Source organism: Maricaulis sp. ABE4_448, from assembly GCF_056160825.1.
Map to the genome: position 1 here is coordinate 467,495 of NZ_JBSWXX010000002.1, position 14,903 is coordinate 482,397.

Here is a 14,903-nt window from a genome sequence, read left to right on the forward strand (position 1 = left end):
CGCCTATTCGACCGTGATCGCACCGCAGGCGATGCGCGTGCCGGCGCCACCGATCGGCTGTGATCTGTGATCGTCCGGTCGGGCATGGATGACGATGGCGGAGCCGTCGCCGTCCAGCAGGGACACCCGGCCGGGGGCATCCGTGACGGTGATGCCAGTGGCATAGAGCTCGGCGTGGATATTGCCGGCAGCATCAGCCCAGATATTCGGCAGGTCGGCCGGAGCGGGACCCATCGGGTTGAGCAGGCCGTGCGCCACGCTGTCCGGATTGATATGGCCGCCCGAAGCCGTGAAGCCGCGGCCGGAACAGTCGGCCGTCTCGTGCAGGTGGATGGCATGCCACTGGCCGCGCGCCTGAACCGGCAGATCGTTGACGCGCAGCCGGATCAGCACGCCCTGCGGGCCCTCGGTAAAGACGGCCAGCCCGGACAAGGGGTCGCCATTATGCCCGCTGATGGGTACGCGGACCGTTGCCGGCGGCTCCCCGGACACCGCATCCGGTGACTGGGCCATGGTCGTGGAGGCCAGGGCGGTGAGGGCAAGCGCGAGGATACTTCGGATCAGCATGGGAGGCTCCGGCGAGTTACCCTTGAGTTAGGGTGCCGGTGCGTACACTTCCACCCCGCCGGTCGTTCCCTGTGCACTCGGGCCGGTCGCGCCGGCGATGGCGAAGATGCGATTGTCGATAGCAACACCGCCCAGCCCGTGGCGCGGCGTGCGCATGGGCGGACCGGCCTGCCAGGCATCGGCGGCCGGGTCATAGATCCACATTTCCGGATAGACACCACCGCCATCATCGCCGAACCACTCGCCGCCAAAGGCGTGGATGCGGCCATGGGCGACAGCCGCCGCCAGCCCGCCCTGGCCCTGCGGCAACGGGGCGAGCGTGTGCCAGGTGTCTGTCTGCGGATCATAGGCCTCGTGATGGGGCTCATTGCCCGCGCCGACACGGCGCCCGCCGATCACATGGAAACGCCCGTCCAGGGCAACACCGGCGGCTGAGTTGCGGGGGTTCGGATTAGGGGCGGCCCGGCGCCAGCGATCCTCTGCGGCGTCGTAGACGAAATGCGCGCTGCTGTCGGTATGGTCCGGCCAGTTGGCATTGGCCTCGCCTGCGGGTTGACGGCCGGTGGCGACATGAATGCCGGAGGGCAGCGAGACGGCGCAGGTCTCGGCAAAGGGAGCCGGCAGGGGCGCGACCTCCTGCCAGGTATCGGCATCGGGATCGTAGCGCGTGCTGGCCGGGAGCATGTGCCAGGCACCGCCTTGGGCCGCATGGAAGCCGCCGATCGCGAAGATCGCGTCGTCATGACCGACCAGATTGGGGTGGTGGCGCGGTTCGGGCAGGGCGGCGACCTCCGCCCAGCTTCCGCCCAGGTGCGGACCCGGGGACCAGTAGAAGACCCGGTCGAGAATACCCATGCCGCCCTGCGTCACCCCGGCATCGGGCGACAGCCCGCCGGCCAGGTAGATGCGCCCGTGCAGCACGGCCGGATAGATTTCCTGGGTGCGTACCGGCAGTGGCGTGGCCGGTCTCCACGGTGATGTCTCGGCAGATGTCCGGGCAAGGGCCGGCGGGACAAGCCCGGCGGCCAGGCTGGCGGAGACAAATCCGCGTCGTGTCAGCGTGTTCATGCGTCTCTCCCGAAAGGCGGGAGAAGTGAACCGGATACGACGCGGATTGACCAGTCCCCTGCGTACTACTCGGCGGGGCAGTTGCCGCCGGTGATGCGGGCGATCTCGGCCGGATCGCCATCGGTCGGTACCGGTTCGATGTCCAGCGCACAGGCGATGATGCCGTAGACATTGACGTTCTCGAACGCTGTCGGACGGGTGCCCTGCGGGAAGACCGGGCCGGCGCCGATGAAGGTCGCGCCCATGCTTTCCGCGCGGTTGTCATAGCCGTGCATGCCGTGCAGCGAGGCGTGGTAGGGATTGCTCAGATCGGTGCGCGACGAGGTGATCAGCCAGTCGGGCTGGGCCAGGATGAAGAGGTCGGGACCGCGATCGGGGTGGTTGAAGCGCCAGTGGTCCGGATAGTCCTCGCGGCGATAGGCCATGATGCGCGGATCGGCGCCCTGCAGTGCGTGGTAGACGCGATTGACGTCTTCCTCGCTGCCATAGCCCATCAGGAAGGGCTCCAGACCCATGCCGTAGGAGCCCATGCCTTCCTCGAACAGGATGCCGTCCAGATCAGCCAGCTCATCGATGCGGATGACGCGCTCGGTCGAGACGGCGGACATGCCATGGTCGGACACGATGATGATATTGGTCCGGTCCAGCAGGCCGCGTTCTTCAAGACCGTCGACGATCTCCCCGACCAGCCGGTCGACTTCCGCAACGGCTTCGCCTTCTTCCGGCGTGAACGGGCCGGAGCGGTGGGTGATCGTGTCGACATGGTCGAAATAGACCGCGGCGAAGCGCGGCTGCTCGTCGGCCGGCCCATCAAACCAGGCGAGCACTTCGTCAACGCGCTCGTCATAGGGCTTGTTGTGCTCATAGGGGTGCCAGACGCTGGCCAGATCGCCCTCGACCGGGCTTTCCGAACCCAGCCAGAACATGATGTGGCTGCGCAGGCCCTGGCGTTCGGCCGTGATCCAGACCGGCTCGCCCTGCCACCAGAACGGGTCCTGAGGGCCACCTTCGGAATTGGAGAAATGACGGCGGGCTGTCGGGTCCCAGGGCGAGTTGGAAATCATGCCGTGATGCTCGGGATAGAGACCCGTGGCGATGGAGTAGAAATTCACGAAGGTCTTCGACGGCATGACGGGAATCATGCGTTCCGGACGCGTGCCGCGATCGGCGAGCGCCTGCAGGTTGGGGGCATCCCAGCGGTCGATCGCGTCATAGCGCAGGCCGTCCAGGCCGATCATCAGCACGATCGGATCCTCCTGCTGCGCGCGCGACGGGACGTGGCTGCAGGCAGCCAGAAGGACCGTGGTGGCCAAGGAGGCAAGGGCGGCAAGACGCATAACGGGTTCCCCAACACGAGATGAAGTTATGACGGGGTGTAAGCGGGGATTGTCACAAACGGAAGACAGCACCTGCCAATCGTGGCGTGGCCAACCGACGCCGGTGTTTGCGCCAGCCCCCCCCGATTGTTAAGACTTGGCGACAGGCCTGCCGCCTGATTCACGCGCTTTTCCGGCTTTTGCCGGCCGCTGCGTGACGGCGGCGTTTTTCGTGGATGCCGGCCGGGGCGGCCGGGACCTGCGAAACCAGCACATGAGGACCGCCTTGAGCGATCACGACGACGAGCTTCCGCCGGTTGGCGACAATGCCGGCCTTCCCGACGGTATCGGCAATATCTCGATCGAGGAGGAGATGCGCTCCTCCTATCTCGACTATGCGATGAGCGTCATCGTCAGCCGCGCGATCCCGGACGCGCGCGACGGGCTGAAGCCGGTGCACCGGCGCATCCTCTACACGATGCACGAGAATGGCCAGACGCACGAAAAATCCTACCGCAAGTGTGCCACCGCCGTCGGTGACGTGATGGGCCGCTATCACCCGCACGGCGACCAGGCGGTCTATGACGCGCTTGTGCGTCTGGCCCAGCATTGGTCGATGCGCGTGCCGCTGATCGACGGCCAGGGCAATTTCGGCTCAATCGATGGCGATCCACCCGCTGCCTATCGTTATACCGAGGCGCGGATGGAGAAGGTGGCCCAGTCGCTGCTCGCCGATATCGACAAGGACACGGTCAATTTCGTCGAAAACTATTCGGCCGAGCGCCGGGAGCCGGTCGTCCTGCCGGCCCGCTTCCCGAACCTTCTGGTCAATGGCGCCGGCGGTATCGCTGTCGGCATGGCCACGAATATCCCGCCGCACAATCTGGGTGAGGTGATCGACGGTACGCTGGCGCTGATGGACAATCCGGCGATGACCGACACCGAGCTGCTGGAATACATTCCGGGGCCCGATTTCCCGACCGGCGGTCTGATCCTCGGCCGTACCGGCGCCCGCAATGCGCTGGCGACGGGGCGCGGTTCGATCATGATGCGCTCGCGCACCTCGATCGAGGAAGTGCGCAATGGCCGCCAGGCGATCATCGTCCATGAAATTCCGTACCAGGTGAACAAGGCCTCGATGATCGAGAAGATCGCGGAACTTGTCCGCGACAAGAAGATCGAGGGGATCGGCGATCTGCGCGACGAAAGCGACCGGACCGGTCTGCGCGTGGTGATCGAGCTGAAGCGCGATGCCAATGCCGATGTGATCCTGAACCAGCTCTATCGCTGGTCGCCGATGCAGACGAGCTTCGGCGCCAACATGCTCTCCCTGGTCGGTGGCCGCCCGCAATTGCTGGGCGCGCTGGATATCCTCAAGGAATTCCTGCGCTTCCGCGAAGAGGTCGTCGCCCGCCGCTGCAAATTCGAGCTGAACAAGGCGCGCGACCGGGCGCATGTCATCGTCGGCCTGGCGCTCGCCGTGGCGAATATCGACGAGGTGATCGCCCTGATCCGCCGCGCGCCGAACCCGGCCGCAGCCCGCGAGGAATTGATGTCGCGCGACTGGCCGGCGCTCGACGTGGCGCCGCTGGTCGAACTGGTGGCCGATCCGCGCTCCGTGCTGACCGACGGCAATACGCTGCGTCTGACTGACGAACAGGCCCGCGCCATCCTGGAGCTGCGCCTGAACCGCCTGACCGGTCTGGGCCGCGAGGAACTGGGCAATGAGGCCAAGACGCTGGCCGAGCAGATCGCCGATCTCCTCGACATCCTGCGTTCGCGCGATCGCGTGCTCGACATCATCCGCGACGAGATGCGCGAGGTTCGCGAGAACTACGCGACGCCGCGCCGCTCCGAATTCATCGATGCCGAGCTGGACTTCGAGGACGAGGACCTGATCCCGCGCGAAGACATGGTGGTGACGGTGACGCATGGCGGTTACGTCAAGCGGACGGCCCTGTCCGACTACCGGGCCCAGCGCCGTGGCGGCAAGGGCCGTTCGGGCATGTCGATGAAGGATGAGGACTTCGTGTCCACGCTCTTCGTCGCCTCCACCCATGCGCCGCTGCTCTTTTTCTCCAATCGCGGCATGGTCTACAAGACCAAGACCTGGCGCTTGCCGATGGGCGCGCCGAACACGCGCGGCAAGGCGCTGGTCAACATGCTGCCGCTGGAGCAGGGCGAGACGATCACCTCCATCATGGCGCTGCCCGAGGACGAGAGCGTCTGGGCGGAAATGGACGTCATGTTCGCCACCAACAAGGGCACCGTCCGCCGCAACAAGCTGTCCGACTTCGTCCAGGTCAATCGCAACGGCAAGATCGCGATGAAGCTGGAGGGCGAGGACGACAGGATCGTCAATGTGGTGCTGTGCACCGAGGACGACGATGTGTTCCTGACGACGGAGAAGGGGCGCGCGATCCGCTTCCCGGCGACGGATGTCCGGGTCTTTGCCGGCCGGAATTCTGTCGGCGTGCGGGGCATCCGCCTCGCCGAGGGCGACACGCTGATCTCGATGGCGATCCTGCACCATGTCGATGTGACCTCGCCGGAAGCCCGCGCCTACATGAAACACGCCACCGCCATGCGCCGTGCGCTGGGCGATGACGAGGAGGCCGATGCGCCGGTGCTCGAGGCCGACGAGGACGGCAGCGATGACGAGGCGGCTCTGACGACCGAGCGCCTGGCCGAGCTGGGGGCTGCCGAGGAATTCGTGCTTACCGTCGGCTCCGACGGCATGGGCAAGCGCTCCTCCGCCTATGATTTCCGGGTCATGGGCCGCGGTAATCAGGGCGTCGCTGCCACCGATGTGAAGCGCGAGATCCCGCTTTCGGCCAGCTTCCCGGTGGAGGATGCCGATCAGATCATGGCGGTCACCGATGGCGGCCAGCTGATCCGCTTCCCGGTCGATACCGTGCGGATCGCCAGCCGGTCGTCGCGTGGGGTGCGTCTCATCCGTCTCAATGATGGCGAGAATGTTGTCGCCGTGGTCCGCATTCCCGATGCCGGGGATGAAGCCGTGGACGAGGATGGCGAGGCACTCGAGGGGGGCGAAGGCCCGGCCGGTGAAGCGCCCGATGCCGCTCCGGACGACACGCCCGGCGCCGCGGATGACAGCGAGGCCTGATCCCGAAACGCTTTGAAGGCGCTCGCAATCCCGCTACAAGCAGCGGCGGCAGCCGGCCAGGAGACCGACATGACCCGAACCGCCCTTTATCCCGGCACGTTCGACCCGATCACCAACGGCCATCTCGATATCATCGGCCGGGCCGTAAAACTGGTCGACAAGCTGGTGATCGGTGTTGCCATCAACGAGGCCAAGAAGCCTTTGTTCTCGCTGGAGGAACGCGTCGAGATGGTGCGTGACGAGGTCGAGAAGTTCGAGGCCGGCGCGGCGATCGAGGTGCGGCCCTTCGACGGCCTGCTGATGCATTTTGCCGAGGAGATCGGCGCGGAGTCGATCATGCGCGGTCTTCGCGCCGTCTCCGATTTCGAGTACGAATTCCAGATGGTGGCGATGAACCAGCGCCTCAATGACGATATCGAGACCGTCTTTCTGATGGCCGATCCGCGTCATCAGGCGATTGCCTCGCGTCTCGTCAAGGAAATCGCAGCTTTGGGCGGACGTATCTCCGATTTCGTGCCGCCCGCCGTGGAAGCCCGTCTCAAGGAGCGACTTGCGTGATCATGCGACTGACCCTTTCTGCCACTTTCGCCCTGGCCCTGACGGCCGCTGCCTGCGGCCGTGAAGCGGCAACCGAAGCCGATACCGAGATCGCGGCCTCTGCCGCGAGCACCGCGGCCGTTGCCACCCAGGCCGAGCCCGCTGCTGCGGAACCGGGCTATGATTTCCCCGCTGAAGCCTGGCGCACCGTCGATCAGGATCGTCTGCTCTATATCGACACGGATCACGGCATGGTCGTGGTCGAGCTGGCGCCGGAATTTGCCCCCAACCACGTCGCGCGCCTGCGCGAGCTGGTCGGCGAGCGCTTCTACGACTTCCTGGTCTGGCACCGCGTGATCGACGGCTTCATGGCGCAGGGCGGCGGTTCGCGCGCCAATCCGGGCAATGCGGCTGACAAGCCGCCGATGGAAGCCGAATTCACCATCCGCCGGGCCGGCGAGCCCGTGATCAGCGAGCTGCAGGACCGCGTCGTCAATCCCGGTCAGATCCCGCAGATGGCCAAGGCCGGCTTCTGGAACGGTTTCCATGCCGGTACCCAGACCGCCGCCCTGGCCGGCATCACCGGCGACGGCATGGTCCAGTCCTGGCTGCTGCATTGCCGCGGCGCGGCCGCGATGGCGCGCACCAGCGATCCGAACTCGGCCCGCAGCCAGTTCTACATCACCACCGGCAGCCCCGATCACCTCAACGCCACGTACACGGTGTGGGGCCGGGTGCGTCATGGCATGGACGCCGTCGACCAGATCGCGGTCGGCTCGGCGATGGAAGACCCGGATTTCCGTCCGGACGTGATCCGTTCCATGCGTATCGGCAGCGAGCTGCCGGCCGAAGATCAGATCGAGATTGAAGTCGTCGACACGGATAGCGAGGCCTTTGCGGGCTATCTCGACACGCTGCGCAATGCCCAGGGTAATCTGCCCGACATCTGCGAAATCACCGTGCCGTCCAGAATTGCGGAGTAGAAAGACACATGGCTGAAGAACAACTGGTATTCACGCTCGAAGGCGGCGACGTCGTCATCAAGTTGCGCCCGGACCTGGCGCCCAAACACGTCGAACAGATCACCAAGCTGGCCAGGGAAGGCTTCTATGACGGGCTGACCTTCCACCGCGTCATCGACGGTTTTGTTGCCCAGGGCGGTTGCCCGAACGGCAATGGCATGGGCGGTTCCGGTACCAATATTCCGGCCGAGTTCTCCGCCGAGCCGCACCAGCGCGGCACGATGTCGATGGCGCGGGCGGCTGATCCGGATTCGGCTTCCAGCCAGTTCTTCATCTGCCTGGACGCGGTGCCTTATCTGGACAACCAGTACACCGTCTGGGGCGAAGTCGTGTCCGGCATGGAACATGTCGACGCGCTGCCCAAGGGTGAGCCGCCGGCCAAGCCGGGCAAGATCGTCAAGGCGAGCGTCGTCGAAGCGTAGCCCCGGCAAACCGCTGCAGAAACAAGAGAAGGGCTGTCCTCACGGGGCGGCCCTTTTCATTTGGGATGGCCGGTCAGCGCAGCTGCAGCGTCGCCACCACCGGGCGGTGGTCGGAGCCGGTCTGCGGGCCGGTTTCCACCGAGACGGTCTGCCAGGCCTCGCCGGCGAAGATGTGATCAATCCCCAGGATGGAATTGAGACCGAGCACCGGGCGGGTGCCGGAGGGAAAGCTCGGCAGGGCAAGCGTGCGCCGGTGGAGGCCGAGATCGCGTTCCAGGCGTGACAGCGCATAGGACGGCGGCGCCGCGTTGAAATCCCCCATCACGATCATCTGCTCCGCGGGCAGATTGTCGAGGAAACGCGCCAGGCCGCCGCGCTGGCAGTCCTGCGTGGCGCCGGGGAAGGGCCAGGTCAGGTGGACCGATGCGACAATTGTGTCCGAACCGTCGGGCAGGCGGATGCGGGCCCAGGTGGCCGGCGGCACTTCCCGGTCGCAGGGAATTTTGCTCCGGAACACGGCCGGGTCCGGCGGACGGACGCAGCCGCTTTCCAGGATTTCCAGCCGGCTGAGTATCCGGGTCGCGCGGCAGCGGGCCACGAACGGATAGGCCTGTTCCAGCCGGTCCCGGGCGGGCTGCGCATTCGCGAAAGCCTCCTGCAGCGCCAGAATGTCGGCATTGAGGGCCAACAGCGTATCGGCGGTAGCGTCCGGCGCGGTGTTTCTGCCCCACATATTGTGCGTCGCCAGGCGCAGGGTGAGGGCGGTGTCGGCGGGCGCGGCCCGCTCTGCCGTCAGCCGGCGCACCGGCTCGCCCAGCCCGGGCAGCCAGATCAGCAGGGCGATGACGGCCATCGGCCAGCGGGCTGTGCGGTGACGCAGCAGGACAATCGCGGCCAATACGATCAGAGCGAGCACCGCCCAGACAGGCCAGAGCTGGCGGAAGGCGTCGAAGCCGCGCCAGAGAGGTGCCAGCCACAATGCGGCAGCGACCCCGGCAAGGCCGGCAAGCGGAAGAAACACGAGACTGGAAAGACGCAAGGCAGGATCGTCCGGGTGCGATGGGTGTGCGGCCACTACACAGCAGAGATTGCGCACCTGCAAGCCGGCGGATAGACCCCTGCGCCATGCGCGTATCCGATTTCGACTTCGAGCTCCCCGAGGAGCGTATTGCCCTGCGTCCCGCGCGTCCGCGCGATGCGGCGCGGCTGCTGCACATTGCCGGCAATGGCGTGTTCGCCGATCGTGGCGTGTCCGACCTGCCCGAACTCCTGCGCGAGGGCGATCTGATGGTGTTCAACGACACCCGCGTCATCCCCGCAGCGCTGAATGGTGTGCGTCCGGCGCGCAGTGTGGGCGGCGGCGGACCGGTCGATGTCGAGGTCAATCTGCACAAGCGTCTCGATGCCAGCGGCTGGCGCGCCTTCGTGCGCCCGGCCAAGCGTCTGCGTGTCGGCGATGTGATCGCCTTCTCCGGGGATCTGTCAGCTGAAGTGACCGGCAAGTCCGAGGGCGGCGATACGCGGCTGGTCTTCAACCGCACCGGTGCGGCGCTGGACGAGGCCATCGCCGCGACCGGCGTGCCGCCCCTGCCGCCCTATATCGCCCGCAAGCGCGAGATCGACGCGCAGGATGTCGAGGACTACCAGACCCTGTTCGCCAAGCAGGACGGTTCGGTCGCCGCGCCGACGGCCGGCCTGCACTTCACCGAACGCCTGCTGGCGGCGCTGGCCGAACGGGGCGTGCAGCACACGCATGTGACGCTGCATGTCGGGGCGGGCACCTTCTTGCCGGTCAAGGCCGACGATCTCGCCGATCACCGCATGCATGCCGAATGGTGCACCGTGTCGACGCAGGCGGCGGAGGCGATCAACACCGCCAAGGCCGAGGGCCGCCGGGTGATCCCGGTCGGTACGACGGCGCTGCGCACGATCGAGAGCCTGGCCTCGCAGCCCGGCGTGATCGAAGCGGGCAGCCGCGACACCGACATCTTCATCACGCCGGGCTATGAGTTCCGCATCACCGATGCGCTGATGACGAATTTCCACCTGCCGCGCTCGACCCTGTTCATGCTGGTCAGCGCACTGGCGGGACTGGACGTGATGAAGCGGGCCTATGCGCACGCCATCCGCTCGGGCTACCGTTTCTATTCCTACGGCGATGCCAGCCTGATCGAGCGGAGCGCATGACCGGTTTCCCCTTCGACATCCATGCCACCGACGGCGCGGCCCGCACCGGCGTGCTGAAGACGACACGCGGCGAGATCCGCACACCGGCCTTCATGCCGGTCGGCACGGCCGGCACGGTGAAGGCGCTCTACATGGACCAGGTGAAGGAGACCGGGGCGGATATCATCCTGGGCAATACCTATCATCTGATGCTGCGCCCGGGTGCAGAACGCGTGAAACGGCTGGGCGGCCTGCACGAGTTTTCCACCTGGCAGGGCCCGATCCTCACCGACAGCGGCGGCTTCCAGGTCTGGTCCCTGTCCAAGCTGCGCAAGATGACCGAGGAGGGGGTGACCTTCCGCTCCCATATCGACGGCTCGGAGCACAAGCTTTCGCCGGAACGCTCGATCGAGATTCAGGCCGACCTGCTGGGCGCCGACATCTCGATGCAGCTGGACGAATGCACCGCCTTTGGCTGCTCAAAGGCCGAGGCAAAGTCCTCCATGGATCTGTCCGTTCGCTGGGGCGAGCGCTCGAAGACGGCCTTCGGCGATCGCGAGGCGCAGAACCTGTTCGGCATTGTGCAGGGGTCGGTGTTCGAGGATCTGCGCCGGGAAAGCGCGCAGCGCCTGATCGAGACCGGCTATGACGGCTATGCGATCGGCGGGCTGGCCGTGGGCGAGGGATTCGAGACGATGTGCGAGGTGCTCGACTTCACCACGCCGCACCTGCCCGCGGAGCGCCCGCGCTATCTGATGGGTGTGGGCAAGCCGATCGATTTGGTGGAATCCGTGGCGCGCGGTGTCGATATGTTCGACTGCGTCCTGCCGACGCGTTCGGGCCGTCACGGCCAGGCTTGGTCGGACTATGGCCCGATCAATATCAAGCGCGCGGAATTCATCGAGGATGACCGTCCGCTCAATCCGGCGATCGACTGTCCGGCCAGCCGTGATTATTCGCGGGCCTATCTCAACCACCTCTTCCGCTCGGGCGAATACCTCTCGGCCATGCTGATGTCCTGGCACAATATCGCCTATTTCGAGGACCTGACGGCGCGGATGCGGGCGGCGATTGCCGCGGGCACATTCGACGCTTTCCGCCAGGAATTCCGCGCCAAATGGGAAGCGGGCCGGGCCGCCATTGAGAGCGGCGAGAACTTCCCCGGCTGAGCTGCAGATACAGAAGCGGCGCTTCCGGGGGGCGGAAGCGCCGCTCAGGGGCTTCAGGTGCGGGGAGGGACCTGAAGCAAGGGGCTTAGATGTTAGGCTTACTGGCTGGGATCAGCCGGGCCGTCATCGAGCTCCATATCGTTTTCATTGTCGCCATAGTCGTCATCCGACAGCGGGTATTCGGTTGCTGCGTCCTCGTTGAAGTCCGGCAGCGCTTCGAATTCCGCACGGGTGTACTCGATCACGGCGATCGGGCGGTCACCCTCGGGGGCAAAGTTCACCTCGTCGGCTTCGATCAGGACCTCGCGGCCACCGATGTCCAGCGTGCCGCCGCTCTCGACGACGATGGCTTCGACATCGCCTTCCGTGCCGAGGCGGACCCGCTCGATCTCGCCGAGCTCGCCGCCATCCTCGGATTCAACCCGCAGGTCGATCCAGTGGTGGTCATCGGTATAGGGCGCGCGGTCGAGGTCCGAATTGTCCCAGGCCTCTGCGGTCTCGCGCAGCAGGTCATTGTCCTGGATCGTCTCGTTCGGCGCCGGGGCGTGGGCCTGGCCTTCAACGGTCATCTGCTCGTCAACGACGGGTTTTTCATCCTGGTGAAGATCGTCCTGGGCCAGGGCCGCAGCGCCGGCCAGCGCGGTCGTTGCGCAGGCAAACGCCGATGCAGCGGTTGCAGTCGTCAGGATAGAGAAGCGTTTCATGTCTACCTCCTGTCTTGCTCCATCTGCCGGCTTCAGCCGGGGACAGCTCTGTGCCTGCCATCCGGACACCAAACGGACGGCCGCCACGAAAAGTTGCGAAGATTACAGGAATGTAATGCAGTGGGGCTCAGTTTTCGGTGCCCGGCTCGACCAGGCCATAGGCCTCGAAAGCACGCCGCATCTGCTGCGTCGGACAGCCGAAACCGTCATACAAACCGCGCAGATAGGCACGGCGCCGCTGGGCCATCTCGCGGCGCTCTCGCGCCTCGTCCTCGATCCGTCCGGCCCCGCCGATAAAGCGGATCACCGGACGCACCGGGTTCAGGCCTACAATCGTGGAGTGATACAGGCTGCGTGCGCCGTCGGCGGCTGCATCGGGCGCCTGGGACGCCAGTCCGCTGCCCCGGTCGAACCAGCTGCGTTCCTCGCGCGCCTCTTCCTCGGCCTGGCGTTCCTCTTCCTCGATATCGGGCCCCAGGATCACGGTCAGACGAGCGACATCGCGCGCCACCGTCGAACAGCGCCGGCGCGAGCCTTCACCGCCATAGGGGGTGGGTACGGTATCGTCGCCCTCATCGACCATGATCGGGCCAGGCCGTTCGCGCGGCAGGCCGACAGCGTCTTCCAGCGCATCGGTGGTTTCGACGCGGGCCATGCTGGCGGTTTCGCCGGCGTTTTGGCGGGTGGACGAGCATGCTCCGGCGGACAACGCCACCGCGAAGCAAAGCATGGCTGGAATCACGACCTTGTTCGTCATGCCGGCAAGTTTACCGGCGATTGCGGAAAAATCTTGGCCGAAATGCTGATATCCGCCTTCACAGCCGCATTGACCCTCCGGAATCGCCCGTATAGGTTCCGCGCTCCTCGTGAGGGGAGCCGATAGCTCAGCTGGTAGAGCAACTGACTTTTAATCAGTAGGTCCAGGGTTCGAGCCCCTGTCGGCTCACCACTTATCTCCAGCATTTTCGTTGCCCAGCCGGGATTTCGCGGCCGTTTGCCGGCCCGGAACGCGCCTTCCGCTTGACCTTGCCACGCCCCCGGCCAAACCTTCCCGCGCAAACGGGAGGGGTCGATGAAGACATGTGTGTGCCTGGCAGCCGCAGCGGCGCTGCTGATTCTGACGGGGTGTAACGGGGCCGAGGAGACGCAAGTCCGCATCGAGCCGGCGCCGGAGACGCAGCGTACGCTGGCCCAGGGCGAGATTGTCGGCTTTCAATCTGGCGAAGCGGCTTCGGCCTGGCTGGCCATCCCCTATGCCGCCCCGCCGCAAGGCGATCTGCGCTGGCGGGCTCCGCGGCCGGCTCTGGCGTTCAATGGCCGGCTGGAAGCGATCGAGCACGGCGCCGTCTGTCCCCAGGTCACGAATGAACTCTCTGCAGCGGCCGCCGGTGTCGAGGCCGGTGTGCTGATCGGCGAGGAAGACTGTCTCACACTCGATATCTATGCCCCGCGCGATGCAGCGCCCGAGGCTGGTCTGCCCGTCATGGTGTGGATCCATGGCGGGGCGAATGTCTGGGGTTCGTCCTCGGCCTATGACGGGTCGCAGCTGGCGGCTGACCGGGATGTCGTCGTCGTCGCCGTGCAATACCGGCTGGGCCCGCTCGGCTTCCTGTCGCATCCGGCCCTGCGCGAAAGTGCCGAACACCCGCTCGACGAGGCCGCGAATTTCGCGCTGCTCGACTTGGTCGCGGCGCTGGACTGGGTGGATGCCAATATCGCCGCCTTCGGCGGGGACACGAACCGGATCACGATCTTCGGGGAAAGCGCGGGCGCTTTCAATATTGCCGCCCTGATGGCGTCCGAACCGGCGCGCGGCCGGTTCGATGCGGCCATCATGCAAAGCGGCGGAACGGGCTCGAACAGCCGCGAGATGGCCGAAAACGGCGGTGGAAACGACCTTAATCCCGCCCTGGAAGCCGTTGCCGCCTTTGCCGGGCCGGCTGCGGACGGGGCGGCCATGCGCGCGGCGTCCCTTGAGGATGTCTATGCGGTCTATCGCGATGAAAGCGGTGCGTTCACATCGCTGCCGCGCATGATCGAGGACGGGGTCACCCTGCCCGAGGATGGCATATTGGGCGCGGCGGCACGGCCGGGCGGTTTCGCGCCCGTGCCCCTGATTACCGGCGTCAATCGTGACGAGATGAAACTCTATACGGCTTTCGACCCGCAATTGACGCGGCGCCTCGGGCCGCTGGTCTGGCCGCGCGACAGCGCGCGCTATGCGGCGGCCGTGGAATATCCGACCCGGAACTGGCGGGTGACCGCGGTCGACGAGCTGCTCGACCGTCTTCACGCTGCGGGGCATCGCGATATCTGGGCCTACCGTTTCGACTGGGACGAGGGCGGCAAGGTTCTCCTGACCGATACCGGCGAGCTGCTTGGCGCCTCGCATGCCATGGAAATCCCGTTCGTCTTCAATCATTTCGAGCTGTTCGGCTCCTTCGATCGCGTGCTGTTCAACGATCGCAATGCCCAAGGCCGGGAGGCCCTGGCGGATGCGATGGGCGGTTATTGGGGCCATTTCGCCCATGCCGGCGAACCCGGAACGGGCGGGGAGGCCGGACCGGCCTGGCTGCGCTGGGGCGAGACGGCACGCCTGATGCGGTTCGACACGCCGGATGATGGCGGTGTGGCCGTGATCGATGGCCGCGATACGGTGGAAGCCATCGCCCGTGACCTCGCTGCGGACGACCGGCTGGAACCTGCCGAACGCTGCAGGGTGGCTGCCGCCATCCTGCGCCGCCGCCCTGAAGCATCATCGCTCTTCGACACCCGGCTGGATTGCTGAGGCGTCCCGAGTGAAGG

At 66.0% G+C, this 14,903-nt stretch carries 13 protein-coding genes and 1 tRNA gene; 8 read left to right on the forward strand and 6 right to left on the reverse strand.

Features of this window, described 5'->3' with window-relative positions; translation table 11 throughout:
• Positions 1–3 precede the first annotated feature (3 nt).
• The 3 genes from ACXAJV_RS08710 to ACXAJV_RS08720 form a co-directional block, all read right to left on the reverse strand.
• Positions 4–567, reverse strand: coding sequence for a superoxide dismutase family protein (locus ACXAJV_RS08710; RefSeq protein ID WP_475084285.1), 564 nt, complete (start codon positions 565–567; stop codon positions 4–6).
• Between the two features lie 27 nt (positions 568–594).
• Entirely contained in the window at positions 595–1,635 is a 1,041-nt protein-coding gene (locus ACXAJV_RS08715) for a Kelch repeat-containing protein (protein WP_475084286.1), read from the reverse strand.
• 65 nt (positions 1,636–1,700) lie between these two features.
• A complete protein-coding gene (locus ACXAJV_RS08720; RefSeq protein WP_475084288.1) occupies positions 1,701–2,972 on the reverse strand; it encodes an alkaline phosphatase family protein in 1,272 nt (423 codons plus the stop codon).
• Between the two features lie 253 nt (positions 2,973–3,225).
• Here ACXAJV_RS08720 and gyrA point away from each other — a divergent pair, with 253 nt between their 5' ends.
• From gyrA to ACXAJV_RS08740, 4 genes are all read left to right on the forward strand, one after another.
• Positions 3,226–6,078 (forward strand): DNA gyrase subunit A, encoded by a 2,853-nt coding sequence (gyrA, locus tag ACXAJV_RS08725; protein WP_475084290.1) that lies wholly within the window; start codon positions 3,226–3,228, stop codon positions 6,076–6,078.
• Between the two features lie 69 nt (positions 6,079–6,147).
• A complete protein-coding gene (gene coaD / locus ACXAJV_RS08730) occupies positions 6,148–6,636 on the forward strand; it encodes a pantetheine-phosphate adenylyltransferase (RefSeq protein WP_475084292.1) in 489 nt (162 codons plus the stop codon).
• A gap of 2 nt (positions 6,637–6,638) precedes the next feature.
• A complete protein-coding gene (locus ACXAJV_RS08735; protein WP_475084294.1) occupies positions 6,639–7,598 on the forward strand; it encodes a peptidylprolyl isomerase in 960 nt (319 codons plus the stop codon).
• 8 nt (positions 7,599–7,606) lie between these two features.
• A complete protein-coding gene (locus ACXAJV_RS08740; RefSeq protein WP_475084297.1) occupies positions 7,607–8,059 on the forward strand; it encodes a peptidylprolyl isomerase in 453 nt (150 codons plus the stop codon).
• Between the two features lie 73 nt (positions 8,060–8,132).
• Here ACXAJV_RS08740 and ACXAJV_RS08745 read toward each other — a convergent pair whose 3' ends face one another.
• Entirely contained in the window at positions 8,133–9,098 is a 966-nt protein-coding gene (locus ACXAJV_RS08745; protein WP_475084299.1) for an endonuclease/exonuclease/phosphatase family protein, read from the reverse strand.
• 86 nt (positions 9,099–9,184) lie between these two features.
• Here ACXAJV_RS08745 and queA point away from each other — a divergent pair, with 86 nt between their 5' ends.
• On the forward strand, positions 9,185–10,246 hold the full coding sequence (gene queA, locus ACXAJV_RS08750) for a tRNA preQ1(34) S-adenosylmethionine ribosyltransferase-isomerase QueA (RefSeq protein ID WP_475084301.1): 1,062 nt from the start codon (positions 9,185–9,187) through the stop codon (positions 10,244–10,246).
• A complete protein-coding gene (gene tgt, locus ACXAJV_RS08755) occupies positions 10,243–11,394 on the forward strand; it encodes a tRNA guanosine(34) transglycosylase Tgt (RefSeq protein ID WP_475084303.1) in 1,152 nt (383 codons plus the stop codon). Before queA ends, tgt begins: the two co-directional genes overlap by 4 nt.
• A 98-nt stretch (positions 11,395–11,492) precedes the next feature.
• Here the strand turns inward: tgt and ACXAJV_RS08760 are convergent, their stop codons facing one another.
• Positions 11,493–12,098, reverse strand: coding sequence for a PRC-barrel domain-containing protein (locus ACXAJV_RS08760; protein ID WP_475084306.1), 606 nt, complete (start codon positions 12,096–12,098; stop codon positions 11,493–11,495).
• A 127-nt stretch (positions 12,099–12,225) separates the two neighbouring features.
• Positions 12,226–12,753, reverse strand: coding sequence for a hypothetical protein (locus ACXAJV_RS08765; protein ID WP_475084308.1), 528 nt, complete (start codon positions 12,751–12,753; stop codon positions 12,226–12,228).
• Between the two features lie 218 nt (positions 12,754–12,971).
• Between ACXAJV_RS08765 and ACXAJV_RS08770 the strand changes: the two genes are divergently transcribed.
• A tRNA-Lys gene (locus tag ACXAJV_RS08770) sits at positions 12,972–13,047 on the forward strand.
• Between the two features lie 123 nt (positions 13,048–13,170).
• The gene (locus ACXAJV_RS08775; protein ID WP_475084310.1) at positions 13,171–14,886 is read left to right on the forward strand and encodes a carboxylesterase family protein; all 1,716 of its coding nucleotides are present in this window, start codon (positions 13,171–13,173) and stop codon (positions 14,884–14,886) included.
• Positions 14,887–14,903: the final 17 nt, after the last annotated feature.

Excerpts from the sequence above, each read along its gene's own strand:
- ACXAJV_RS08715 (WP_475084286.1), bottom strand. The coding sequence starts at position 1,635 with ATGAACACGCTGACACGACGCGGATTTGTCTCCGCCAGCCTGGCCGCC.
- queA (WP_475084301.1), top strand. The coding sequence starts at position 9,185 with ATGCGCGTATCCGATTTCGACTTCGAGCTCCCCGAGGAGCGTATTGCC.
- gyrA (WP_475084290.1), top strand. The coding sequence starts at position 3,226 with ATGAGGACCGCCTTGAGCGATCACGACGACGAGCTTCCGCCGGTTGGC.
- ACXAJV_RS08735 (WP_475084294.1), top strand. The coding sequence starts at position 6,639 with ATGCGACTGACCCTTTCTGCCACTTTCGCCCTGGCCCTGACGGCCGCT.
- ACXAJV_RS08740 (WP_475084297.1), top strand. The coding sequence starts at position 7,607 with ATGGCTGAAGAACAACTGGTATTCACGCTCGAAGGCGGCGACGTCGTC.
- coaD (WP_475084292.1), top strand. The coding sequence starts at position 6,148 with ATGACCCGAACCGCCCTTTATCCCGGCACGTTCGACCCGATCACCAAC.
- ACXAJV_RS08765 (WP_475084308.1), bottom strand. The coding sequence starts at position 12,753 with ATGGCCCGCGTCGAAACCACCGATGCGCTGGAAGACGCTGTCGGCCTG.
- tgt (WP_475084303.1), top strand. The coding sequence starts at position 10,243 with ATGACCGGTTTCCCCTTCGACATCCATGCCACCGACGGCGCGGCCCGC.
- ACXAJV_RS08775 (WP_475084310.1), top strand. The coding sequence starts at position 13,171 with ATGAAGACATGTGTGTGCCTGGCAGCCGCAGCGGCGCTGCTGATTCTG.
- ACXAJV_RS08760 (WP_475084306.1), bottom strand. The coding sequence starts at position 12,098 with ATGAAACGCTTCTCTATCCTGACGACTGCAACCGCTGCATCGGCGTTT.
- ACXAJV_RS08710 (WP_475084285.1), bottom strand. The coding sequence starts at position 567 with ATGCTGATCCGAAGTATCCTCGCGCTTGCCCTCACCGCCCTGGCCTCC.
- ACXAJV_RS08720 (WP_475084288.1), bottom strand. The coding sequence starts at position 2,972 with ATGCGTCTTGCCGCCCTTGCCTCCTTGGCCACCACGGTCCTTCTGGCT.